Below are 283 nucleotides of genomic sequence, written 5' to 3'. Positions count from 1 at the left end.
GCGCAGAGCGTGGAGAGCTTCGCCCAGACGCAGGACGCCGAGCGGGCGCAGGCCACCGACAAGGCCGCCGCGCAGGCCAAGGCCGAGGCGGCGAAGGCGAAGGCCGAAGCGAAGGCGGACAAGGAGCGCGCCGGCAAGCAGGCCGCGAACCGCTCCACCGCCCGCAAGCCCATCGAGAAGCCCGCTGCCGCCCCCGCGCCGAAGGCGTACGCGGACGACCTGGAGGGCTGGATCTCCGAGGCCCTGGACATCATGAAGGCCAAGGGCATCCCGGCCTCCTACG

The 283-nt window shown here is 73.1% G+C and carries 1 pseudogene; it reads left to right on the top strand.

The features are described from left to right. A pseudogene (locus ACSNOK_RS33905) lies at nt 1-283 on the top strand (transglycosylase SLT domain-containing protein); the annotation flags it as partial.

It is taken from the genome of Streptomyces sp. URMC 126 (assembly GCF_051386555.1).
Lineage (GTDB): Bacteria > Actinomycetota > Actinomycetes > Streptomycetales > Streptomycetaceae > Streptomyces.
This window is presented reverse-complemented; position numbering and strand designations above follow the sequence as displayed.